This is a genomic window from Nocardia rhizosphaerae, assembly GCF_042650365.1.
GTDB lineage: Bacteria > Actinomycetota > Actinomycetes > Mycobacteriales > Mycobacteriaceae > Nocardia > Nocardia rhizosphaerae.
In genome coordinates, this window is sequence record NZ_JBHSBA010000015.1 from 266,159 (window position 1) to 280,016 (window position 13,858).

Genomic DNA, 13,858 nt, shown 5'->3' on the forward strand with positions numbered 1-13,858 from the left:
CTGGCATGGTGGATGCCATGGAGAACGTGTTGCGCGAGGCTGAGCGGCGGCTGCAGGCCGCGCAGCTGGCCGGGGATGTCGGAGCGCTGGACGAGTTGCTCGACGATCGGTTGATCTTCACCTTCGGTTCGGACACGTTCACCAAAGCTGATGATCTCGAGGCGCACCGTAGCGGGGCGCAGAGCGTGAGCAGGCTCGAGGAAGAAGAGCTGACTGTTCTGGTGGCGGGGACGACCGGGGTCACCTGGTTTCTCGGTGTCGTCGAAGGCAGTGTCCAGGGGGCACCGTTCGCGGCCAGGATGCGCTACACCCGAGCGTGGGCGCGCGACGACGCGCTTGGCTGGCGAGTCGTCGCCGCTCATGCCTCGGTGATCGAGTAGTAGTTCGACGGGTCCGAGGTCGATCGGTGTCGGCCGAACCTGGTGTCGATTGTCGAAGTCCTGTTCAGTGCGGACCTGCGGATTCGGTTGCGGTTGAACAGGTCTAGCGATCATCGGCGTGTCTTGTACTCATCGGCAGTACCTTGCATCCAGCTCGTACTCGTCTTCAGCACGGGGGTTGCGGATGGCCGGTTCAGCGTTGCCCGAGCGTGGTGTTCTGACCGCCGACGAAGCGCAGTGGCAGGTCGCGGTCGTCCGCGCAAAGGTCATCGGCCCCCTCGCGGAATCGGACCGGGTGAGCATCGCGGCCGCCGACCAGGCCGCCGATCAGCTCGGGGTCACTCAACGGCAGGTGTATGCGCTGGTCCGACGCTGGAGGACGGGCGAGGGGGTGGCGTCGGACTTGTTGCCGCGCCGCTCATCCGGCGGCCGCGGTGGTGCCCGGCTGCCCGAGGAGGTCGAACAGATCATCCGCAAGGTCCTGCGGACCCGGTACCTGACCAGGCAGAAACGGTCGGTGACCGTGATCTGCCGCGAGATCACCCGCGAATGCCGGATCGCGGGGCTCGCGCCGCCGTCGCGGTCGGCGGTCACGCGCCGGATCCGGCTACTGGACCCGGTCAAGGCCACCACCGCCCGCCAGGGAACCGACGCGGCCCGCTCGCGGCGGGCGGCCGGCGGGACCACCCCGGCGGTCGACGGGCTGCTGGAGCGGGTCCAGATCGACCACACCCCAGCGGATGTGATCGTGGTCGACGACTTTCACCGGCTCCCGATCGGGCGCCCGTATGTGACCGCGGCGATCGACGAGGCCACCCGCTGCGTGCCTGGACTGGTGATCACCCTGGAGGCGCCGTCGGCGACCTCGGTCGGACCGTGTCTGGCGCACATGGCGATCGACAAACGCGCGTGGCTGGAACGCTCGAAGATCGACGCGGCGTGGCCGATGAGCGGCAAACCGGTGCGCCTGTATGTGGACAACGCCGCAGAGTTCAAGAGCGAGGCCCTGCGCCGGGGCTGCGAGCGGCACGGGATCGGCGTGGACTACCGGCCGCCAGGACAACCACACTTCGGCGGGGTGATCGAGTGGCTGATCGGCACCATGATGACGATGGTCCACGAGCTGCCCGGCACCACCTTCTCCAACACCGCCGACCGCGGCGCCTACGACAGCGACGCGAAAGCCGTTCTCACCCTGAGCGAGTTGCAGCGGTGGATGGCCCTGGCTGTGGCCTGCTACCACGGCCGCCCACACGAAGGCTTGGGCGGGCGGACCCCGGCCGGGGTGTGGGCCGAACGATCCGGCGCCGGGGGTGCACCGGCGATGGTGACCAACGAGGCCGCGTTCCTCGTCGACTTCTTGCCGTTCGAGGTGATCGAGCAATGGTGATCGGCGAACCGGTGGACCTGTCGCACCTGCATCCTTCCGCGCACCGCATCGCGCTGCTCCCGGCCGCCGAGCGGGTCCGCCACGTGCGCGCGGATCGCTGGATCGGCTACACCCGCGCCACCGAGGCCCTGGCCAGGCTCGAGACGCTGCTGACGATGCCGTCCAAGCAACGGATGCCGAACCTGCTGCTGATCGGGCCGACCAACAACGGCAAGTCGATGATCATCGAGAAGTTCCGCCGCGACCACCCGCCGATCTCGCACACCGACCGCGAGGAAATCCCCGTCCTGGCGGTGCAGATGCCGTCGGAGCCCAGTGTGCTGCGCTTCTACGTGGCGCTGCTGACCGCTCTCGGTGCGCCGGTGCGGGCCCGCGCGCGGCGGCTGGCCGATGTCGAGGAGCTGGTGGTGCGATCCGCGCGCCCACGGCGGCGACCCGGCCGACGCGTTCCATCTGGTCATCCCGTCACTGCCCGGATTCGTCTTCTCGAGCCCGCTCACCGTTCATGAACACCAACCTATGAACCCAGCAGGTCAGAATCCGTCCTATTTCACCAGCGCACAATCGTGTCGCCCACCACACCTCAGCCATCGCGGCCGCCTATCGAAAAGACCGTGCATGCAGCCAGGGAAGCCCCTCGCGCGGGGCACCCAGGATGTTGACGGATCTTCCGGATATCGGCGGTGTTTGCCAGCCGGTCTGGTCAGGAGCAGACCGCGGCCTGCAGGGAATTGGCCAGTGGCAGCAACGGGCTCGATGCGCCGCCGGTGGCCTCGATCAGAAAGACCAGGGGGTAGGAGACGATCGTGCACTGAGGCGAGGGCGGGGGCGGGGTGGCCGCGGCGGTACCGGTACCGGTGATCACCGCCCCGGCGGTGAGAGTTCCGGCGATGGCGGCGGTGACCAGTAGCTTGCGCATATCGATCCAGCTTTCCTCGGAGGGACGAGTCGCTGTCATAGACAACTCGCAGCAAATATCGAATCCGCAGGAATCGATATTTCGTCATCGCGCCGACCGATGACCCATCTCTCTCCAACGACCGCATTGTGGTCCCACTCACACTGGCGCGACCCCGCCTGCGCCCGCACCGCCACGCTCTGTTGCCGGAATCGGCTGTTGCTGGGATTGAATCGTGCTGTCGCCAAACGGTTCCGTCGTCCGAGCGTGCCCGCGAACTGATAGCCGCGATCACCTCCGATGATCCGACCGCGCAGATTCGCGGCGGCTTCACCATCCGGCGTCGGCGGCTTGGGCGTCGGCGAGCATCTGCGGGTCGTGAGCGCAAACGATGCGAATCGGTGTGGCGCCCGGCTGGGTGGCGTGCAGTACGGCGAGGCGTGCGTGGTTGCCTGCGATCCGGTGGGGTTGGTCAGCGAGGACGGCTTCGGTCAGGCGTAAGGCGGCCGGGATCGCAGTCCGCCGCAGGGTGGCTTGATGGAAGAACGCGTCGCCGCAGTGCAATACCCAATGGCTCCCGGCATCGACGGCGACTGCGGCGTGGCCGCGGGTATGGCCCGGTAATGGCAGTAACACGATGCCCTCGGCGATCTCGGAAAGATATGTGGCGCCGGGAAACTCGTGCCAGCTGCCGGCTCCCGGGGCGTGTGCCCGTACGCGCGCTTGCGGTGGTAGCTGTCCGCGTCGGTAGCGCAGCACCGACCGCAAGCTGCCATGGTAGGCGGCGGCTTTTTCGGTGGCGGTGGTGTGCAACACCGCGTCGGGGAAATCGCTGAGACCCCCGATATGGTCGACGTCGAGATGCGTGGCCACTATGTGGCGGACATCGCGCACCTCGTAGCCCAAAGCGCGAACCTGGTGAGCGGCGGTCTCACGGGCGAGCAAATCGGGTCGGATCAGATGCCTGGCCGGGCCGATACGACTCGGGTCGGCGATATCGCCCAGGCCGTAGCCGGCATCGACGAGCACCAGATGCTCAGCGGTTTCCACCAGCAGGACATGGGCGACGGACAGCCCACCGACCGGAGGCCGCATCGTTCCGCAATTGAGGTGGTGGACCTTCATAGAGTGCTCCTGTCGTCGGGGAGTCCGTCCGCGCGGGACGCGAGAGGCGGAGTCGAGCGCTGCCGATTCGATGCGTTCACGACGAGTGGCGGTGCCGTAGACAGCATCGGTGGCGGTGCGTAGGGAGGTCTCGTCGCCGGGCATACGCCTCGGAGATCTCACGGCCCCTCAGATCCAGATCGAGGTCAGGGCCGAGCGCGAACAGAAACACCAGCAGCCCGCCGACTACGACGGCCGGCATGAGGACCGCGCTCACGACAACCCCGAGACCGGCAGGCCGCCCTCGGCGCGTGGTGTGTGGCGTCGGTTCCACGGCGAGCGCGGGTGCTGGGACAGCAGTTTCGCGGTGAACCTCGCCAGTTCGGCTGTGGCACGCGCATTGCCGAGCAGGCCCCCGCTGGGTGCCGCGAGCTGGGAGCGGACTACGCGCGGGGCGATCCTGGCCAGTCGTGTGGGCGTGGTTGCGGCGCGCAGCGTCGTCACGCTCTTGTTGAAAATGCGGGCGAAGTCCAACGCGACAGCCTCGTCGGCGGCTGCCAGGCCGAACAGGCCGTCGGCGAGGGAGTCGGGCAGGTACGGCTCACCGAGTAGGCAGTTGGCCCAGTACAGCTGCCACGCGTCACGGTCGCGCCACCGCCACCAATCGGCCAGTTCGCTGTCGAGATCCGCTCCGGGTGCCAGCCCGGCGACCAGCCGTCCGGCCAGGTATTCGGCCTGCCGGAACGCATCGGACTGCCCCTGCCCCAGGGAGTAGTCCTTGAAGTTGCCCGCGTCCCCGACCAGCGCCCACCCTGGGCCCGCTGATTCACGAAAGTAGCTGTGCCACTTCTGCAGAACCCGGATCGGCCCGACCCTGGTAGCGCCTTCGACCGCGGCTGCCAACTCCGGAAACAATCGCAATCGGGCGTCGAACCCGGCATAGCGATCGCTCAGATATCCGTCGGCCTCCGCGGCCGGCACCGCGACAGTGGCCAGAAACTGACCATCGAGCGGCAGTCCGAGAAACGCAGTGGATCCACCGCGTGTGCCGCCGACCGCGCCGAAGAACAGACCCTGGCCGGGGTCGACCCCTTCATAGAAGGACCAGGTCGGCACCCGGCCACCGGGGCGCGTGCAGTACTCCCGCGCCCCCACCGACCGCGCTACCGTCGAGGATCGGCCGTCCGCGCCGATCACCACCCGTGCCCGGATGTCCCCGGCGCGGGTGCGTACCCCGCGCGCTCGCCCGTCTTCGATGATCACGTCCTCGACCGGGCACTGCGTACGGACCTCCGCCCCGGTCCGGGCGGCGTGGCCGATCAGGATCGCGTCCATCGTGGTTCGGCGCATCCCGAGCAGGGTGCCGTAAGTATCGGGGTCGAGATCGACGGTGAACTTCTGGTGCGTGCTGGTCACCGTCGCCGTCCGGATGACGCTCGCCCCGGCGGCGAGGATCTCCTCGAGCACCCCGATCCGGCGCAGCACGTCGACACCGTTGGACTGGAACACACATGTCGAGAGCGTCTCGCTGGGAAACCCGGCCTTGTCCACAACGCAGACCTTCACGCCCTGCTGGGCGAGCATCGTGCTCAACGTCGCGCCCGCGCAACGCCCGCCGACGATCACCACATCGAATTCCGACCCCGCCATGACATCAGCTCCTCGGGGTGCAGGGCGCGCCCGGGGAAGCACAACTCCAGGTCAGCGCCGACCAATATTCTGTTACGAAGCGTTACACATACTTTTGTGATGCGCAACGCCCCGGCCTATAAATATGTAACCGATAGTTACGCCTATCTACGGCGGGAGATCCCCGCTCGAGCAACCTCGCGCAGATAACGAGACCTTCACCCCTGATCGAACAGCGGGAATACGCCGACCCTCACATCGACCGAGCGGAGCAGATCTGTGACGTCAGGCCTACTGAAGGCCACTCCGCACATCGATGAACGCAACTTCGAACACTGACAGTCCGGCGACATGCTCCCAGGACAGGCCGTTCGGAAACCCGTTCATCAACCGGTCGATGCCGTAGACTTTACGAACACGGTTTCTGAACGCACGGAGGGGATTTCGATGGCACTGGTGGGCTTGGTCCGGGTCGGCACGAGCAAACAGGAGACCGCACGCCAGCACGACGACCTCGACCCGATCTGCGTGAAGGTGTTCGAGGAGAAGATCTCCGGCACCATCAAGGTCGCTGACCGGCCCGGCCTCCAAGCCGCCCTGGACTACCTGCGCCCAGGTGACCTGCTCACCGTGCAGGAAGCCGACCGGCTCGGCCGCAACCTCCTCGAGGGTCTCATCGTGCTCAACGATCTGTTCCAGCAGGGCGTCTCGGTCAAGATCCTGTCCGGCATCGCCGCCGGCGAACACACCGAACGTAACCTCATCCTCGACCTGGCGCTCGCCCTGGCCGAGGACCGCCGCCGCGACATCTCCCGCAAGACCCGCAACGGCCTGGCCGCCGCGGCCCGGCGCGGCAACAAGGGCGGCCGGCCCCGGGTAGTCGACGACGACAAGCGGCGTGCGATCCTGGCCCGCCGCGCCGAAGGCCAGTCCCTGCGCGAGATCTCGCGCGGTGTCGGCGTCAGCCTCGCGGTCGTGCACGCCGAAGTGCAGGCGGCCGAGCTCGCCCTCGGGCAGGATCGCCCCATGCCCGACGTCAGCAAGTACGACGAGCTGCTCCCCTCGCGGCGCACCGCCGACGGCGCCTCGGCCTGATCGACCTCACCGGAGACCATGATGGACGACTGGAAGACCCCACGTGAACTGCCGTGGGGTGACGACCCGAAGGCGCACTGGACCCCGGAGCAGCACCAGGACTGGGCCGACGCCGAGGCCGAGCTGCACGCCTCGGGATACCGGCCGCCGCGACCGGTGTGCGAGCTGCTCGACACCATTCCCCCGGCCGGGCTCGACAAGTGGACCTGGATCTGCACCGAGTCGAACTTCGAACTGCCCGACTGCACGACGATCGATCAGCAGATCACCGTCGCCGAGCTGCGCCTCGCCGACGACGAAGACCGCGCCACCATCTACGAACTGCAGCGCGCCCGCGGCCGACTCAACTGACGAAGGGCACGGCTGTGGCCAGCCGTGCCCGATCGCGCCGCGATCGGGCACGAGGATCGACACGTTTCGGGGTGCCGGACCGCCGAAAACCAACGGATATGCGTAGCCGATCGCTTGTGAGAGCGTGCCAAAACCTCGAGAAGGGCTGCCACCTATCCGGCGGCAGCCCTTCTCGAGCACGGGTTCAAAAGCCGTGGCCCCTAGATCGCACTGGCCGCTTGTACCTCGATGATCTCGTCGGAGTCGTCGTTGTACGTCGAGTTGATCCAGTCCCAGATTGCCAACTCGACGTTCTGCAGCACCGGCTCGGGAACATCGGTCGGGGACTGCACTCGCAGCTGGAAGTACGCCCGATCTCCGGGCTCCTGTCCTGGATGTTGAGCAGCCCAATCCGTATGCATGTCGTAGTCGGCCGCGGCCTCCTGGTTCTGCTCGAATTCGATCCGCGCGTCGCTGCACTGCGCGTACTCGGCGAGTTCGTCCGCAAGCGCCGAGCGAGTCGCCTCTGCCTCTGCTGGCAGGCAGTACAGCTGGAACAGCATGTGGCTACTCATCGTGGACGGTCAGTTCCTCTCGCTAGGTGGTGCGGCAGTGCCGCTTGTGGTAGCCCTTCGGCATCTTCTGATCGATCAGCTTGTCGGCAGCAGCTTCGGCGGCCTTCTTGTTGTACGCCTTCGCGGTGGCCCGGACCTTCTCTTCGGAATGCCCGTTACCGGGAGTGTCGTTCTTGACCTTGTCACACTGCCGCGTGACCGTGATCATCTTCGGCTTCTCCTGCATCGGCGCCCATCCAGCCAGGACAGGCTGCCCGATCGGAGCGGCAGCTACCGGCCCCGGCTGGACCGGTGCAGCGACCGCCACCGATGCACCCGCGACGCCCACGAACAACGATCCGGCCACCACGACGCCAGCCGCCGATGCCCTCAGCATGTTTCCCATGTCATCCCCCAAAGTTTCGTTTCGCCGCGACTGAACCCGCCCGGCGAAAGCGCGCATTCCATGTCATGACGGGGCAATCGGGTCCAGGCCGTGTAGCGGACGGACCCGAAGTTGTTGCCCGTCAATGGTGTTGGACGGCGAAGTCGGCGGAAACGGTTCCACAGAGGCGCTGCGATGTGATGCATATCAGTGTCAGGCTGCGGTGAGTAGCGGCAACCCGGTGGTGCGCCTCAGTAGTCGAAGTCGGCGGCGGCGAAGAGCCGGACCGCGGACAGGATGCCGTCGCGGAAGCCGTCGGCGGACTTGTCTGCCACAGGGTCCTTCTCCTTCGTACGGGGACTTCACCCTCACCGATCAGGGCAACGGCTACACCCACGACTACCCAGGGTCGAACGGTGGGCCCGCGACGCGAAAATCTTCACCTTCTACGAAGGCACCACGGAGTCGACTCCATCACCGATCGCCACCGCCCGCCCAGAGGTGACTCACCCATCCCGGTGGTGGGGCAACGCGAACTCCCTGCGCGATGCGGGCCCGGCCGGGTTCCGCATCCAACCGACCGGCCTGGTCATGTGGGCCGCGTGAGGAGGCGTGATGGTGAGTACCGAGCTGGGTGAGGTCGTGATGACGAGTACGGTCTCGGCTGGGGATCGGGAGGTCGGCGTCGAGGTCGCCGACCCCCGTCCGGGCACCGGCAGGCCGGGCTGGCAGTGCACGTACCGCGTCGCGGGAACACGGACCCATCGGGTGCACGGTCCCGACCGGTTGTCGGCGATCTACGCCGCCCTGGTCGAGATTCCTGGTGCGACAGCGCGTTTCGTGTCCTCGAGCGCGTCGGAAGATCCGATGGGACGGCACCTGCCCGTGACCGGTCGGCTTCGTCAGGGCGGCCACGCCATCGCAGACCCTCGGGAGTTCGGTTCGCCGTTGGGTGCCCGCGCCGTGGACACCGGTGCCGGACCGGTGGTCATCGTGCTGGGGCGACCACGTCGGGACCCGGAACGTCCGCACACCTGCCTGTGCCCTTACCGCATCGACGACCGCACCGAGGCATTCGGCCAGGGTTTCGACGAGCTCCATGCGGTGCTGGCGGCGATTCGTGGCGCGAGCGCCATCCTGGGGATACCCCGCGACTGGCCCGCGACACAGTGACACCGGTCAGCGACGGTGGTCCAGGAACAGCGGTGGCATGAAGTGCAGCATCAGGGCGGACCAGATCGTATGGCTGATCAGGGCGTCCTCGATGCCGCCGGTGCGCTCGCGCTGGACACCGAACACCGTGCCCATCACGGCGGCGGCCAAGACCAGGGCCGGATTGCGGGTCGCGGCGGTGTTGGCGACGTAGGCGGCGGTGGAGACGGTGACGGGACGGCGCGGTGCGGCATGGTAGACCGCGCCTCGGAAATAGATCTCCTCGGCGACGCCGTTGGCCAGTGTGGTCAGCAGGACCGCCGCCGTGCTGCCCTGGTCGGCGTAGCGCATCAGATTCGCGATCGCCCTGCGTAACAGCGGAATCCGCCGCGCGACGAGCGCGCATCCGTAGAACACCGCGAACGCGGCGACGCCGGTCGCGGCCGGCGCGACGAGGCGCAGCTCACGCGGCCCGTCCTGCGGCGGGGTGGTGGCGAGCCCGCCGATGCCGAGCGTGGCGGCCGTGAGGAAGGTGAGCCCGTAGAAGCGGGCGCTGGCGGGCGGGGCGGCCAGCGAGACGCCGAGCAGTGCGGTGCCCGCCACTCCGACCAGCGCGACGTCCCTTGACCTGCGCGCACCGGGGCGTGGCCGCACCCCGCGCAACCAGGACCGGACCCTCATGGTTCGGGCCGCACGCCGACGCGCTCGCCCAGTGCGCGCAGCACCGCCTCGTCGTAGCCGAGGGTGGCGAAGGGCAGGATGTCGCGGATCGCGGTGTCGTGCACGACGACCTCGTTCACCATCGAATCGACCAGCGATCGGCCGGTCCTGACATCGACGTCGGTGACCAGCGCCAGCCACCGTGAGGACAGCCGCGGCGAGAGCAGCGGCACCGGCACGATCGGGATCGGCCGACCCTGGATCCGGGCCACCCGCCGCAGCATGTCCAGGTAGGCCAGCACGTCGGGACCGCCGATCTCGAAGGTGCGGCCCTCGGCGCGTGGATCGTCGAGAACTCCGGTGAGATAGCGGATCACGTCGTCGACGGCGATCGGCTGAGTGCGGGTGCGGACCCAGCGCGGGGTGATCATCGCGGGCAGGTGTTCCACCAGCTGACGGGTGATCTCCCAGGAGATGCCGCCGTGGCCCACGATGATCCCGGCGCGCAGCGTCGTGACCGGGACACCGGCTTCGCCGAGTAACGACTCCACCTGCCTGCGGCTGCGCAGATGCGCCGAGAGATGGTCGGCGTCGTCGCCGAGCCCGCCGAGGTAGATGATGCGCTGGACTCCGGCCGCGGCGGCGGCGCGGCCGAAATTACGGGCCGCCGCGGCGTCACGGCGCTCGAAGTCGTCCGCGGCCAGGGAATGCACGAGATAGTAGGCGGCCTCGCAGCCGCGCAGTGGCGCCACCAGTGAGTCGGGGTCGGCGGCGTCGGCGCCGACCGGCGTGCCGACCCCGTGATAGCGGTCGGGGTGCCGGGTCATGGCCCGCACGTTGTGTCCGTCCCGGTGCAGTTGCGGACACAGCCTGCGGCCGATGAACCCGGTGGCACCGGCCACGAGTACCTCCACGACGCGTCCTCTCCACGAGCGGTGATCAGGTCGGTTCGGCCGATGCCGACGGTGGAGCTACGGTCAGGCTACTCCGGCGCGCGGCGTGGCCACGGAGAATCGTCGCGGCAGCACCGTGGATCGTGGACGATGAATTGTCGACGGGCCCGAACATGAGGTCGCGGATGGTCAGGCGCTGACGGCCGCGGCGATCGTGGCCAGGACGCGGGGGCCGCGGTCGTGGTCGTCGCCGCGGCACACGGGGGGTCGGGCCGCGATATCCGAGGCCGCCTGCCGCGCGGCGGTCCGCTTCGACCGGAAGAACCGGGTAAGCGGCGGACGCTGATCCCGCTCGCCCGGGTCCGGCGTCAGTTCAGGTCTCTGGCTTTGGCGTTGCGGGCGGTTTCGGTGAAGGCGGGATCCGTTTCGAGGGTCCATTCGGGGCCGGTGAAGATTGCTGTCGCGGTTTCGTCGTTGTAGAGGGTGTATTTCAGCCAGTTGGTGATGGTCGGCCGGAAACCGTTGTCTTCCTTGCCGATGCCCAGGTGGCCTGCTCCGCCGAGTTCGGCGAACCAGGTGGGGACGTGGTCGGATCGGTCGTATTGATTGCGGACCCACGCGGGTCGCACGATGTCGTCGTCTTCCCCGGCGAGGTACAGGGTGGGGGTATGGATTCGGTCCTGGCCGGTGTTGGGGCCGGGTTCGAGCGCGAGGACCGCGGTGACGAGGGGATCGGCGCCCGCGTTGATCGCCGCGGCGCCGCCCTGGGAGTGGCCGATCGTGGCGATCCTGGCGGTGTCGATCTTGCCGTGGTAGACACTGGCGGCGTCATCGTTGGCGGCGATCAGGGCGCGCACGCCGTCGAGGACGTTCTGGCCTTTATCTGCGTTGGACTGTGTGGTGTTCGCCGCGGCGACGACGAATCCCGCGTCGGCGAGGTGGCGAAGCAATCCGTCGTATTAGCTGACTTCGGCGCCGGTGCCGTTGGCCCACGCGACGATCGGGTGTGCGACGTTACCGAGGTCGGACGGCCGGTAGAACGTCGTCGTTGCCGTGGTTTCCACGGTGACTCCGCCGGGCGTCGGCACGGGGGTCTGGGACGCGCTCGTGGTGGGCCCGGAGCTACCGGACGATCCGGTATCGCTGCCGACCGAGCCGGAGAACGGGGCCGCGGTGGCCTGCGGCGAGACCGAGACCGAGGTCGCGGCCACTGCCACCGTGGCCGCGGTGGCGACGGCAATTCGACGTATCAACACTGATAGGTCCTTCCGGACGGAACGCGATGAGCGAGACGTTCGCGATCCTTACGGCCGCATCGGGCGGAGGCAACGGGTCACCCGGTATTCCGCGCCGATCTCAGGAACTCTGTGGGAAGTCCCGGTGCTCCACCACGGGCCGCAGGGCGCCTCGTGTACGGGCGTGCCCATCGGTCGCCGGCCATCTCCGATCGCGAACCGCCGCATCCGACGCGGAGCGAAGCGGGCCGTCGAACGGAGCCGAACGGCATGACAGCCGTTACCTCCGGTATGCGGCAGCGGTCCCGGATTTGTGATCGGTCCCAGTATCGCGACAACGGGGTTGCGCCGCACGGGAGACGACGCCGAAGGTGAGTATCTGGGAAGCTCGGTCTCACACACCAGTCGGTCGGGTTCTGCGCGGCCGAGTCGGTCGGAATCGACATCGGAGTCGGTATGGAAACTGCGTTCGAGTGTGATCACGGATGGGTCGTCGGCATCGTCGGCGATGATGCGCGTGAGCCGGTCGGTTGGCGGGCTCGATGTTCTTGTGGCCGGTGGAGCGGGCAACCGTGGCGGCGCTCGGCACACCCGCTGGGGCACGACCCTGCCGAGCGCCGCCTGCACAGCCGGTCCGGCTGGCTCGACCCGACCGCGACGCGGCTGGTGTTGCAGGACTGGGAATGTCATCAGCTCGAGATGCGGGAGCTGATGCCGGTGCGGTTGGCCCTGCAGGATTCGGAATCCGCGCGGCAGCGGTTGGTCGAGGCCGTTCGTTTCGTTCGGGCGACCGGCGCGTCCTGGGAGTCGATCGGGCAGGCGCTTGGTACCGGCTCGGCGGAACTCGCGCAGCGGTGGTACGGCACCGGCACGGCAGTGTGAGCCCGAACCACCCCATGGCGTCGGCGACCGTGCCCGGAGGCGGCGTCACCCGCTGACCGCGACCCACACGTCGGCTGTTCTGCCCTCATTGTGCCGGTTACGGCGCGGCTCGCGGTAGGGCGACGGTGCGGACACGGCGTCGGATCCGCAGTCGGCTGGGTGTTGCTCGGTGCGTGCGATCAGTTGGTCGGTGCGGGCACCGACCACCAGGCAGCCGTGGGGGTCTCGGCCAGTCCGGTGGCGTCGTCGAGGAACTGGAAGAGTTCGAGTTCCCTGTGTCGGTCGTAGGATTCGGCCGAGGATTCGACGATGTGGTCGATCTCGACGTAGGCGCCGCGGAGTTCGGTCGGGGGGAGCTGGTCGGTGCCGGTGGCGAGGGCGGCGAGGTGTTGTGCGGAGCGCTTGGCGGTCGAGACTCCTGGGACCACGCGCATCGCCGGGAGCAGGTATTTCCAGCCGAAGCGTTCGATGGCGCTGCGATCGCGGGCGAGGCCGGTGCCGGGCATCATCCCCGGGTCGTAGGTCAGGGCGTCGAGGGATTGTGGTGCGCGGCGGGCGATCTCGTGGACCCAGTAGAGCGTGGCGAGCTTGCTGGTGGCGTAGGCCCGGATGCCGTCGCCGTCCCGTGGACGCGCCAGCGTCGCCGGGTCCTGCCACTGGGGTGCGGGAACCATGCCGTAGGACCTGCGGAACCGTCCGTAGTGGGTGCCCGAACCCACCGCGATCAGCCGGGCGGGGGCGGTGAGGGCATCGCTGAGCAGTCCGACCAGCAGGTGCGGGCCGAGTAGGTTTGTCGCGAAGGTCAGCTCGTATCCGTCGACGGTGGCCGAGGCGGTCGTGCCGGTTTGGATGCCTGCGTTGAGCACCAGGCTCCGCAACGGCGGAATCGTCGGGGCGGAGAGGAGTTCGCGGATCTCACCGGCCGCTGCCCGGATGCTGTGGGAGTCGGTCTGGTCGCAGACCACGTAGCGGAAGCCGGCGGGATCGCCGAGGAGTTCGCGCAGTTCTCCGGCGCGTTCGGCGGATCGGGCCGTGGTGATGACTGTCCACTGTGCTGATCCGGCGAGGAGGCGCGCGACCGCGAGGCCGAGGCCCGAGGTGGCCCCGGTGAGCAGAATGGTGGCGGGGTCGGTAGTGGGCGACAATGTTTTACCTTTCGGCTTGTCTGTGCGAACATGATGGGCGAGCGACGTTTCCGATACTAGTCGGGTATTTCACCTGCTCGCATCCTGTCCCGGATTTATACCGGCCGTCCAGTTTCAAGTAATATA

Annotated in this window: 16 protein-coding genes and 2 pseudogenes; 8 read left to right on the top strand and 10 right to left on the bottom strand. The window is 68.0% G+C overall.

Annotated elements, in window-relative coordinates:
* Positions 1 to 17 precede the first annotated feature (17 nt).
* From ACFOW8_RS23420 to ACFOW8_RS23435, 4 genes and pseudogenes are all read left to right on the top strand, one after another.
* On the top strand, positions 18 to 380 hold the full coding sequence (locus tag ACFOW8_RS23420; RefSeq protein ID WP_378553596.1) for a nuclear transport factor 2 family protein: 363 nt from the start codon (positions 18 to 20) through the stop codon (positions 378 to 380).
* 184 nt (positions 381 to 564) lie between these two features.
* Complete coding sequence (locus tag ACFOW8_RS23425) at positions 565 to 1,770, top strand: transposase (RefSeq protein WP_378553597.1); 1,206 nt, start codon at positions 565 to 567, stop codon at positions 1,768 to 1,770.
* Positions 1,764 to 2,120, top strand: a pseudogene (locus tag ACFOW8_RS23430) (TniB family NTP-binding protein); the annotation flags it as partial. The gene ACFOW8_RS23425 and the pseudogene ACFOW8_RS23430, both read left to right, overlap by 7 nt.
* Positions 2,121 to 2,181: 61 nt before the next feature.
* A pseudogene (locus tag ACFOW8_RS23435) lies at positions 2,182 to 2,268 on the top strand (epoxide hydrolase family protein); the annotation flags it as partial.
* Positions 2,269 to 2,473: 205 nt separating this feature from the next.
* Here ACFOW8_RS23435 and ACFOW8_RS23440 read toward each other — a convergent pair.
* From ACFOW8_RS23440 to ACFOW8_RS23450, 3 genes are all read right to left on the bottom strand, one after another.
* A complete protein-coding gene (locus tag ACFOW8_RS23440) occupies positions 2,474 to 2,728 on the bottom strand; it encodes a hypothetical protein (RefSeq protein WP_378553598.1) in 255 nt (84 codons plus the stop codon).
* A 270-nt stretch (positions 2,729 to 2,998) separates the two neighbouring features.
* Complete coding sequence (locus tag ACFOW8_RS23445) at positions 2,999 to 3,793, bottom strand: MBL fold metallo-hydrolase (protein WP_378553600.1); 795 nt, start codon at positions 3,791 to 3,793, stop codon at positions 2,999 to 3,001.
* Between the two features lie 252 nt (positions 3,794 to 4,045).
* The gene (locus ACFOW8_RS23450) at positions 4,046 to 5,422 is read right to left on the bottom strand and encodes an NAD(P)/FAD-dependent oxidoreductase (RefSeq protein WP_378553601.1); all 1,377 of its coding nucleotides are present in this window, start codon (positions 5,420 to 5,422) and stop codon (positions 4,046 to 4,048) included.
* 426 nt (positions 5,423 to 5,848) lie between these two features.
* On the opposite strand from ACFOW8_RS23450, the gene ACFOW8_RS23455 reads away from it, so the two are divergent.
* Positions 5,849 to 6,496, top strand: a complete 648-nt coding sequence (locus ACFOW8_RS23455; protein WP_378553602.1) for a recombinase family protein — start codon at positions 5,849 to 5,851, stop codon at positions 6,494 to 6,496.
* A 21-nt stretch (positions 6,497 to 6,517) separates the two neighbouring features.
* Complete coding sequence (locus ACFOW8_RS23460) at positions 6,518 to 6,847, top strand: hypothetical protein (protein ID WP_378553603.1); 330 nt, start codon at positions 6,518 to 6,520, stop codon at positions 6,845 to 6,847.
* A 200-nt stretch (positions 6,848 to 7,047) separates the two neighbouring features.
* Here ACFOW8_RS23460 and ACFOW8_RS23465 read toward each other — a convergent pair whose 3' ends face one another.
* Both ACFOW8_RS23465 and ACFOW8_RS23470 read right to left on the bottom strand, forming a co-directional pair.
* Positions 7,048 to 7,389, bottom strand: a complete 342-nt coding sequence (locus ACFOW8_RS23465) for a hypothetical protein (protein ID WP_378553604.1) — start codon at positions 7,387 to 7,389, stop codon at positions 7,048 to 7,050.
* 34 nt (positions 7,390 to 7,423) lie between these two features.
* On the bottom strand, positions 7,424 to 7,786 hold the full coding sequence (locus ACFOW8_RS23470) for a hypothetical protein (RefSeq protein WP_378553605.1): 363 nt from the start codon (positions 7,784 to 7,786) through the stop codon (positions 7,424 to 7,426).
* A gap of 597 nt (positions 7,787 to 8,383) precedes the next feature.
* Here ACFOW8_RS23470 and ACFOW8_RS23475 point away from each other — a divergent pair.
* Positions 8,384 to 8,938 carry a hypothetical protein gene (locus ACFOW8_RS23475; protein ID WP_378553606.1) on the top strand — a complete coding sequence of 185 codons (555 nt, stop codon included), beginning with the start codon at positions 8,384 to 8,386 and terminating at the stop codon, positions 8,936 to 8,938.
* A 6-nt stretch (positions 8,939 to 8,944) separates the two neighbouring features.
* Here ACFOW8_RS23475 and ACFOW8_RS23480 read toward each other — a convergent pair whose 3' ends face one another.
* The 4 genes from ACFOW8_RS23480 to ACFOW8_RS23495 form a co-directional block, all read right to left on the bottom strand.
* Positions 8,945 to 9,598, bottom strand: a complete 654-nt coding sequence (locus ACFOW8_RS23480; RefSeq protein WP_378553607.1) for a CPBP family intramembrane glutamic endopeptidase — start codon at positions 9,596 to 9,598, stop codon at positions 8,945 to 8,947.
* A complete protein-coding gene (locus tag ACFOW8_RS23485; RefSeq protein WP_378553608.1) occupies positions 9,595 to 10,491 on the bottom strand; it encodes an NAD(P)H-binding protein in 897 nt (298 codons plus the stop codon). Before ACFOW8_RS23485 ends, ACFOW8_RS23480 begins: the two co-directional genes overlap by 4 nt.
* A 347-nt stretch (positions 10,492 to 10,838) precedes the next feature.
* Positions 10,839 to 11,420, bottom strand: coding sequence for a poly(ethylene terephthalate) hydrolase family protein (locus ACFOW8_RS23490; protein ID WP_378553609.1), 582 nt, complete (start codon positions 11,418 to 11,420; stop codon positions 10,839 to 10,841).
* A 9-nt stretch (positions 11,421 to 11,429) separates the two neighbouring features.
* Positions 11,430 to 11,726, bottom strand: coding sequence for a hypothetical protein (locus ACFOW8_RS23495; RefSeq protein ID WP_378553610.1), 297 nt, complete (start codon positions 11,724 to 11,726; stop codon positions 11,430 to 11,432).
* 435 nt (positions 11,727 to 12,161) lie between these two features.
* Here ACFOW8_RS23495 and ACFOW8_RS23500 point away from each other — a divergent pair, with 435 nt between their 5' ends.
* Positions 12,162 to 12,587 (top strand): hypothetical protein, encoded by a 426-nt coding sequence (locus ACFOW8_RS23500; protein ID WP_378553612.1) that lies wholly within the window; start codon positions 12,162 to 12,164, stop codon positions 12,585 to 12,587.
* Positions 12,588 to 12,766: 179 nt separating this feature from the next.
* Here ACFOW8_RS23500 and ACFOW8_RS23505 read toward each other — a convergent pair whose 3' ends face one another.
* Complete coding sequence (locus tag ACFOW8_RS23505; protein WP_378553613.1) at positions 12,767 to 13,732, bottom strand: SDR family NAD(P)-dependent oxidoreductase; 966 nt, start codon at positions 13,730 to 13,732, stop codon at positions 12,767 to 12,769.
* Between the last annotated feature and the right edge of the window lie 126 nt (positions 13,733 to 13,858).